The following is a 7,480-nucleotide window of genomic DNA, read 5'->3' as shown; positions in this document are numbered from 1 at the left end:
CCCCCCCCCCCCCCCCGCCCCCCGCCCCGCCGGGCGGGTCGGTGCGGCGGGGGGCCCCCCCCACCCCCCACCCCTCGCGGACTCGGTAGCTGTCCAAGAGCCGACGCTGTGCGTCGAAGCGGTACGTCACGCCGCCGTCGAGTCGGAGGTGGAACCGGGTCCACGACTCGCCGGGTTCCGAGTCGTCGGCCGGGACGGTCCCGACCGGCGCGGGGACCACGATGTCCTCGTAGGCGAACTCCGCGAGGAGCTTCCGGAAGCAGTCGCGGTTCACCCGCGCCCACGTCTCGTCGGTCAGCGCCGACCGCAAGGTGTCGAGGTTCTCCATCTCACTCGCCCTCCGGCGCGGCGGTCGGTCGGCGGCGCTCGTCGTCGCGGGTGTCGCTCTCGCCCCGACCCGGCCGTTCGAGGAACGACTCGACCGAGAAGTCCTGATACACCGTGTCGGTCTCCTCGGGGTAGACCTCCCGGCCGACCAGCCGGTTCACGATGCGAGCGTTGCGGTAACAGCCCAACCCGAGGTCGGGCGCGCCGACGCCGTGGCTGTGGAGGTCGCCGTTCTGGACGAAGGCGTCGCCCGCGGCGTCGAGGACGAGCCGGTGGTCCTCGGTCACGCGATAGCGACCCTCGTCGTCCCACGCGACGCGCTCCTCGATGGGGTCCAAAAACTCCGGGACCGGCCGGTGGTAGCCCGTGCCCAAAATTACCACGTCGCTCTCGTGAGCGAACGACTCGTCGGCCTGCCACTGGTGGCAGTCGAGGCGGTACGCGCTCGCCGCGTCGGCATCGGTCGCCTCAGTTTCGCGGATGTCCTCGACTTCGGTCATGGCGAACAGCCCCACGTCGGGGTCGCGGTCGCCGACGGAGCGCCGGTAGAGGAGGTCGTATATCTCCGCGCTCGTCTCGGGGTCGATACCCTTGTACAGCAGGTCTTGGTCGGCCCGAATCTCGTCCTTCTCGTCGTCGGGCAGGTCGTAGAAGTACCGCACGTACTCGGGCGTGAAGTGCTGAAGTCCGAGCTTCGAGTACTCCATCGGGAAGAACCCGTCCGAGCGCGTGAGCCAGTCGAGCCGGTAGTCGCCGTCGGGCTGGCGGTCGAGGAGGTCCCGAAACACCTCGGCCGCGCTCTGGCCCGACCCGACCACCGTAATCGAGTCGGCGTCGAGACACCGGTCGCGCCGGAAGCGGTACTCGGCGGTGTGGAACACGTCGGCCTCGGGGTGGCCGCGTAGCTCCTCGGGGACCCGCGGACGACTCCCGACGCCGAGCGCGAGGTTCCGGGCGCGGTAGCTCCGCACCTCGCCGGTCTCGGGGTCGCGCGCGGTGACGGCGAAGTGGCCCTCCTCGCCGTCGTCGCCTTCGACCCACGTCACCGATTCGACCCGGCGGCTGAACCGACAGGAGTCGAGGCGGTCGGCGACCCACCGGAGGTAATCGTCGTACTCCCGGCGGGGAATCTGGAACGTCTCGTAGAAGTAGAACTCGTAGAGCCGACCCCGCTCGCGCAGGTAGTTGAGGTAGCTGTGGGGGTTGGTCGGGTCCGCCATCGTCACGAGGTCCGCGAGGAAGGGGACTTCCATCGTCGTCCCCTCGATGAGCATCCCTTCGTGCCACGCGAACTCGGCGTCCCGTTCGAGGAAGAGCGCGTCCACGTCGGCGTCCGTATCGTCGCTCGCGTCGGCGGCCGAACCGTCGCCCGCGTTGGCGGCCGTGCGGTCGCCCGCGCCGTCCAACAGCGCCGCGAGTCCGAGGTTGAACGGCCCGAGACCGACGCCCACCACGTCGTAAATCTCGCCAGCGTCGGCGTCGCTCGTCGGGGTCGGGTCGGGGTCGCTCACGCCACCACCTCCCGCTCGAACCGCTCGCGCTCGCAGACCATCAGCAGGGCGGTCTTCTCGTTCATCTCTATCTCGCGGCGGGCCTCGAAGCCGCACTGTTCGAAGACGTGGTGGACGATTTCGTTGCGAACGTCGGGTTCGGTGACGATGCGGTCGGTCTCGCCGTGGCGGAACTGCATCCGGGTCGCGGCCCGCAGGAGCGGTTCGGCGTAGCCCTCCCCGACGTACTCCGGCGGCCCGATGAGCAGGTGGACGCCTTGGTCGGCGGGGTCGGCGTCGTAGTATTGGGCGATGGGATCGTCGGCCGCCCAGTAGCACTCCCAGTAGCTCGTCGGCACGTGGTCGAGGAGCCCCACGTACGGCGTCATGTGGTCGTCGGCCAACTTCTCGGCCAGCGTCTCCCGGAACTCGGGCAGGGGGTCGTCCAACTGCCAGTAGGGTAGGACGTGGTCCTCGTTGAGCCACGCGTGGAGCATCCCCAAGTCGTCCATCTCGGCCCGCCGGAACGAGACGGTCTTCTCGATGTCGTCGTCGTACGTCTGGAAATCGTAGGGCGCGGCGACGACGCCGCCGGGACCGGTCATCGCGGGGGCACCTCCGGTTCGCCCTCGGCGTCGGTCTCGTCGGCGGTGTCCGCGTCGCTCTCGCCCGCCGCTTCGACCGCGGTCACGATGGGGTTGTCCACGTCGGCGTACACCGACTGGTTCTCCAGCGACCCGACCAGTTCGTCCATGTCGTGGAACCGCGTGAGGAGGTTCGCCTTGCACGGCAGGGTCTCGTCTTCCAGCAAGCCGTCTAACAGCGACGACGAGTCGCGGTCGAACTCCCGACAGCGTTCTAGCTCCTCGCGCAGAATAGCGAGGAGGTCGCGCTCGTCCACCAGTCCCGCGGTCCCGAAGACGTTGACGACGCCGAAGACGTTGTTCAGCACGACGTAGTACCGGATGCGCTCGTCGGCCACCGCGTCCGGACAGATGGTGTCCGCGCGCTCGCCGACGCCCGGCAGGAGGTCGTCCAACTCGTCGTACTTCGATTCGGGGAAGTAGTAGCCCTGATTGTCCCGGTAGTAGAACCGGTCGGGGTACCCCTCGTCCAGCGCGAGGACGCCGTTCTGCTGGTGGGCCTCGACGCCCAGTCCGCGTTCGAGGTAGAGCCACAGAATCGGCCGGAGCGAGATTTCGAGGTACCGGCGGAACCACTCGCGGCTGACCTCCTCGGTCGAACGACCCTCGCGCTCGGCGATGGTCTCGACCACGGTACCGAGCCGCGAGCCGTCGCCCTCGATTCGGTCCTGACAGAGCGCGACCACTGGCCCCGCGTTCTCGGCGTCCGCGCCCCGGAAGACGTTCTCGCGCAGGACGACCTCGAAGCCCGATTCGGACTCGCCGTCGGCCCCCTCGCCCACGTCGAGCGTCAGCGAGGCGGGGTCTCGCACCACGTCGAAGTCGGGGAACCGCTCGCGGAGGTCGTCGCCCAGTTGCGTGTCCAGCAGTTCTGCGATGGCGACTCCTCGGTCGAGTTCCGGGCGCTTGTTGGTGCGCTCGGAGTTGGTGATTGCGACGTTGAGCGACGCCTTGACCATGAACGGCGCGTCGGGGGCGTACAGCGTCCGGACCGAGGTCGTCGGGTGGAACTCCCGGCCGACCCGCCCGAGCGATTCGAGGCCGTCGCCCAACTGCTCGCGCACGCCGTCCTGTTCGAGGAGGTAGTCGGCCTGCCACGGGTGGACCGGAATCAGCACGTCGTCGCTCTCGACGTGTTGCCGGACGAACGACTCACCCACCGCGGGGTCCTCCCGGAGCGCCGCCTTCACCCACTCGCTCGCCGAGTCGGCCGCCACATCGAGCGCGGCGGTCGCGTCGAGCGCCGCGTCCTCCCAGACCAACTCGGGGTCGGCCCGGAAGTAGTGGAGCGAAAAGGACCCCTCCAACTCCGGGGCGTAGGTCGGCGACTCGTGGGGCGCGATGCCTTGGCGACTCTTGGGCGTCGGATGGAGGAGGTGGCCGAACACGAGCGACTGCTCGGCCTCCCGGAACGTCGTGTCGAAGCCGTAGAGTTGGTCTTCGTCGTCCCGTCGCGCGTCTACGAACCGGGCGACGTTCTTGCAACTCTTGAGGACCCGCAGGAGGAGTTCGTCGCGGTTCCCGGTGTCGTCCCGCGAGAGCGCGAGTTCCTTCGTCGCGAGCGACGCCAGCGTCAGGTAGTCGAGTTCGAGCGTCCGGTCTCCTCGCCCGTCCGCTCGTCCGCCTTCGCCGTGCCGGTAGTAGCCCGGTAGGTCGAACAGGTGGCGGTCCGTGGGCGACCGGTACCGGAGCGGGACGTACAGCGTCGTCGCCTGCTCGGGCAGGGGCGCGCGGACGACCCGCTCGCGGCCGTTCGCCGGGACGGGGACCTCCTCGGCGGCTACGACTTCGTAGTCGCCGGTCTCGCGGAGGTAGCAGTTCAGGAAGCTGTGCAACGTCGCCGATTCTGCGATTTCTGTGGCGTTCATCGTCTGCGTGTCGTCGGTCATCGTCGGAGTGCCGTCTCCGCAACTTCGATGGTTCGCGCGCGATTCCGCACGGCGTCGAGTATCCCGGCCACGTCCTCGACGGTGGTCTTCGGGTTCAGCAGGGTGAGTTTGAGGCAGGTCCGGCCATCGACCTCGGTCCGGCCGACTACGGCGTCGCCGTTCCGGAGCAGGGCCTCCCGAATCGCGGCGTTGAGTCGGCCGACGCGTTCGGCGTCGTCCGAGCGGGGGTCTCCGCGACCGCCTCCGGCGCGGCCGCCCTCCGGCCGGTACCGGAAGACGACCGCGTTGAGCGTCGGGTCGTTCAGCAACTCGAAGTCGGGCGCGTCCGCCAGCAGGGCGGCCGCGTCGTCGGCGAGTTCGAGCGTCGATTCGACCAGTTCGGCGAGTCGCTCCCGGCCGAGCGTCCGGAACGTGACGTAGGGTTTCAGCGCGTCGAAGCGCCGGGTCGTCTGGACCGACTTCGAGACCAGATTCGGCGCGTCGAGGTCGGCCTCCTCGGGGTTGAGGTACGCCGCCGACCGCCGAATCAGGTCGAAGTCGTCGCCGTCGCCGAGCAGGAGCGCCCCGCAACTGATGGGCTGGTAGAACAGCTTGTGGAAATCGACCGCCAGCGAGTCGGCGCGCTCGATTCCGGCCAGTTTCCCGCGATGGGTCTCGGAGAGCGCGAGCGCCCCGCCGTAGGCCGCGTCCACGTGGAACCAGCAGTCGTGGGCCTCGGCGCGGTCCGCGAGCGCGTCGAGCGGGTCGATGCTCCCGAAGTCGGTCGTGCCCGCGGTCCCGACCAGCGCGAAGGGGTCCCGGTCGCGCTCCCGGAGGTCCGCGAGCGTCGCGTCCAGCGCCTCGGGGTCCATCCGGTACTCGTCGTCGGTCGGGACGGTCACGACCGCGTTCTCGCCCAGTCCGAGGTGGGCGGCGGCCTGCTCGGCGGTGAAGTGGGCCGCGTCCGAGCAGAGGAGTCGCATCGACTTCGCGCGGTGGGGCAGGCCACTCTCTTTCACGCGGCGGCCGAGTCGTTCGCGGGCGAACCGGTTGCGGGCCAACAGGAGCGCCTGAAAGTTCGACTGGGTGCCGCCGCTGGTGAACACGCCGTCGCCGCCGGGACCGTAGCCGAACAACTCGCAGAGGCGTTCGACCATCCGGCGCTCGACGTGAGTCGCGGCCGGACTCTGGTCCCACGAGTCGAGCGACTGGTTCGTCGCGGCGATTGCGGTCTCGGCCGCCAGCGCCGGTACCAACGGCGGACAGTGGAGGTGGGCGACGCACTCGGGGTCCGAGACGCCGACCGACTCCGAGAGAACTCTGTCGCCGACCTCCTCGACGGTCTCGGCGAGCGACTGGCCCTCGTCGGGGAGTGGGTCCACCGCGGCGAAGCGGTCGTCGTGACTCCCCGGCGACGCCCCGGAGTAGGGCGTCGCCTCGTCGGCGAACGCTTCTACGACCGCTTCGCTGGCCCGCGAGACCGCCTTCCGGTAGGCGTCGTTCCCCGCGTCGGTGCCGAGGAACAGGTCGTCGGCCGTCGTCATGGCGATGGAGCGGTCGCTTCGGCGACGGCGGCCTCGACCGACTCGCGGAAGATGCGGCCGACCTCCTCGACTTGCTCTTTCGAGATAATCAGCGGCGGGAGGAACCGGACCGTCGCGCCCTCTCGACCGCCGCGTTCGACTATCAGGCCGCGGTCGAAACACTCGGACTGAATCGCCTCCGCGAGGTCGGCGTCGGGCGGGTACGCGCCGAGGTCGTCGGGGTTGGCGTCGGCATCGACCATCTCGGCTCCGAGCATCAGGCCCCGGCCGCGAACGTCGCCGACCGAATCGAACCGGTCGGCCGCGGCGTCGAGGTGGTCGCGCAGTCGCGCGCCCATCGCCTCGGCGTGACTCGGCAGGTCCTCCTCGACGATGTACTCGATGGTGGCTCGCCCGGCGGCCATCGCCAACTGGTTGCCCCGGAAGGTGCCGGTGTGCGCGCCCGACTCCCAGTCGTCGTACTCCTCGTCGTAGAGCATCACGGCCAGCGGGAGTCCGCCGCCGACCGCCTTCGAGAGCGTCACCACGTCGGGAGTGATGTCGGCGCGCTCGAAGTCGTAGAGGTCGCCGGTCCGGCCGAGTCCGGACTGAATCTCGTCCACGACGAGCGGCACGTCGTGTTCGCGCGTGATGCGGCGCATCTCCCGGAGCCAGTCGGCGGGCGGCGCGATGGAGCCGCCCTCGCCCTGCACGGGTTCGAGGACCATCGCGGCCGGGTCGGTGAAGCCGCGCTCGGGGTCATCCAGCAGTCGCTCGACGTACTCGCTTCCGACCTCGTGGCCCTCGTCGCCGACGCCGAAGGGACAGCGGTAGGGGTAGGGATAGGGCAGGTGGTGGACGTTCCCCATCGTACCGGGGACCTCCTCCTTGGCGTCGGTGTCGCCCATCAGCCCGAGCGAGCCGTGGGTCATCCCGTGGTAGCCCCCGCGGAACGAGAGGACCGAGCGGTTGCCCGTGGCGGTCTTGGTGAGTTTGAGCGCGGCCTCTATCGCGTCGGTGCCCGCCGGGCTACAGAACTGAATCTTGGCGGTGTCGGCGAACTCGTCGGGCAGGCTGTCGAACAGCGTGTCCACGAACGCCTCCTTGACCGGCGTCGTGATGTCGAGGGTGTGCATCGGCCGGTCGGCCGCCATGGCCTCCTCGATGGCCTCGACCACGACGGGGTGGTTGTGCCCGAGGTGGAGCGTTCCGGCCCCGCCGAGACAGTCGTAGTAGGTGTTCCCGTCGGCGTCGGTCACTTCGACGCCTTGGGCCTCCCGAATCGCCATCGGGAGGTAGCGGGGGTAGCTCCGCGCGTTCGACTCCCGGTCGGCCTGCTTGCCGAGGAGTCGGTCGTTCGAGGGCGCGGCGTCGCTCATGCGAGGAGGCCTCCTCGGCGGGCGCGGGTCGGTTCGTTGTCGGTTCGACTTCGAGCGGGTCGCGTCGTTTGCGTCACGATTTTTAGGCCGACCTAAAAATTGAAAAGTATTTCCATCTTCTCCGGCTTTTATAATTTAGGCTAGCCTAAACTATATAAAGGCAGGTGGCGTCGGTCCGACCGAGGACTCTCGTCGCACGACTCCGCTTCGAAATTTTTTTAGGCTTACCTAAAACACTTCCGCAGTACA

At 69.0% G+C, this 7,480-nt stretch carries 5 protein-coding genes and 1 pseudogene; all 6 read right to left on the bottom strand.

Features of this window, described 5'->3' with window-relative positions:
- Window positions 1-328 (bottom strand): annotated as a pseudogene (locus tag EPL00_RS23410) (IucA/IucC family protein); the annotation flags it as partial.
- A 1-nt stretch (window position 329) separates the two neighbouring features.
- On the bottom strand, window positions 330-1,838 hold the full coding sequence (locus EPL00_RS01000) for a lysine N(6)-hydroxylase/L-ornithine N(5)-oxygenase family protein (protein WP_202932517.1): 1,509 nt from the start codon (window positions 1,836-1,838) through the stop codon (window positions 330-332).
- Window positions 1,835-2,422 carry a GNAT family N-acetyltransferase gene (locus EPL00_RS00995; protein ID WP_135852257.1) on the bottom strand — a complete coding sequence of 196 codons (588 nt, stop codon included), beginning with the start codon at window positions 2,420-2,422 and terminating at the stop codon, window positions 1,835-1,837. Before EPL00_RS00995 ends, EPL00_RS01000 begins: the two co-directional genes overlap by 4 nt.
- A complete protein-coding gene (locus EPL00_RS00990; protein WP_135852502.1) occupies window positions 2,419-4,329 on the bottom strand; it encodes an IucA/IucC family protein in 1,911 nt (636 codons plus the stop codon). The genes EPL00_RS00995 and EPL00_RS00990 overlap by 4 nt, the downstream gene beginning before the upstream one ends.
- A gap of 17 nt (window positions 4,330-4,346) precedes the next feature.
- Complete coding sequence (locus EPL00_RS00985) at window positions 4,347-5,873, bottom strand: pyridoxal phosphate-dependent decarboxylase family protein (RefSeq protein ID WP_135852258.1); 1,527 nt, start codon at window positions 5,871-5,873, stop codon at window positions 4,347-4,349.
- Complete coding sequence (locus EPL00_RS00980; RefSeq protein WP_135852259.1) at window positions 5,870-7,231, bottom strand: diaminobutyrate--2-oxoglutarate transaminase; 1,362 nt, start codon at window positions 7,229-7,231, stop codon at window positions 5,870-5,872. The genes EPL00_RS00985 and EPL00_RS00980 overlap by 4 nt, the downstream gene beginning before the upstream one ends.
- Between the last annotated feature and the right edge of the window lie 249 nt (window positions 7,232-7,480).

Source organism: Halorussus salinus, assembly GCF_004765815.2.
GTDB lineage: Archaea > Halobacteriota > Halobacteria > Halobacteriales > Haladaptataceae > Halorussus > Halorussus salinus.
The sequence above is the reverse complement of the archived record's forward strand: the minus strand, read 5'-3'. Positions and strand labels throughout refer to the sequence as shown.

Coding starts and splice junctions, on each gene's coding strand:
- EPL00_RS00995 (WP_135852257.1), bottom strand. CDS start 2,422: ATGACCGGTCCCGGCGGCGTCGTCGCCGCGCCCTACGATTTCCAGACG.
- EPL00_RS00990 (WP_135852502.1), bottom strand. CDS start 4,329: ATGAACGCCACAGAAATCGCAGAATCGGCGACGTTGCACAGCTTCCTG.
- EPL00_RS00985 (WP_135852258.1), bottom strand. CDS start 5,873: ATGACGACGGCCGACGACCTGTTCCTCGGCACCGACGCGGGGAACGAC.
- EPL00_RS00980 (WP_135852259.1), bottom strand. CDS start 7,231: ATGAGCGACGCCGCGCCCTCGAACGACCGACTCCTCGGCAAGCAGGCC.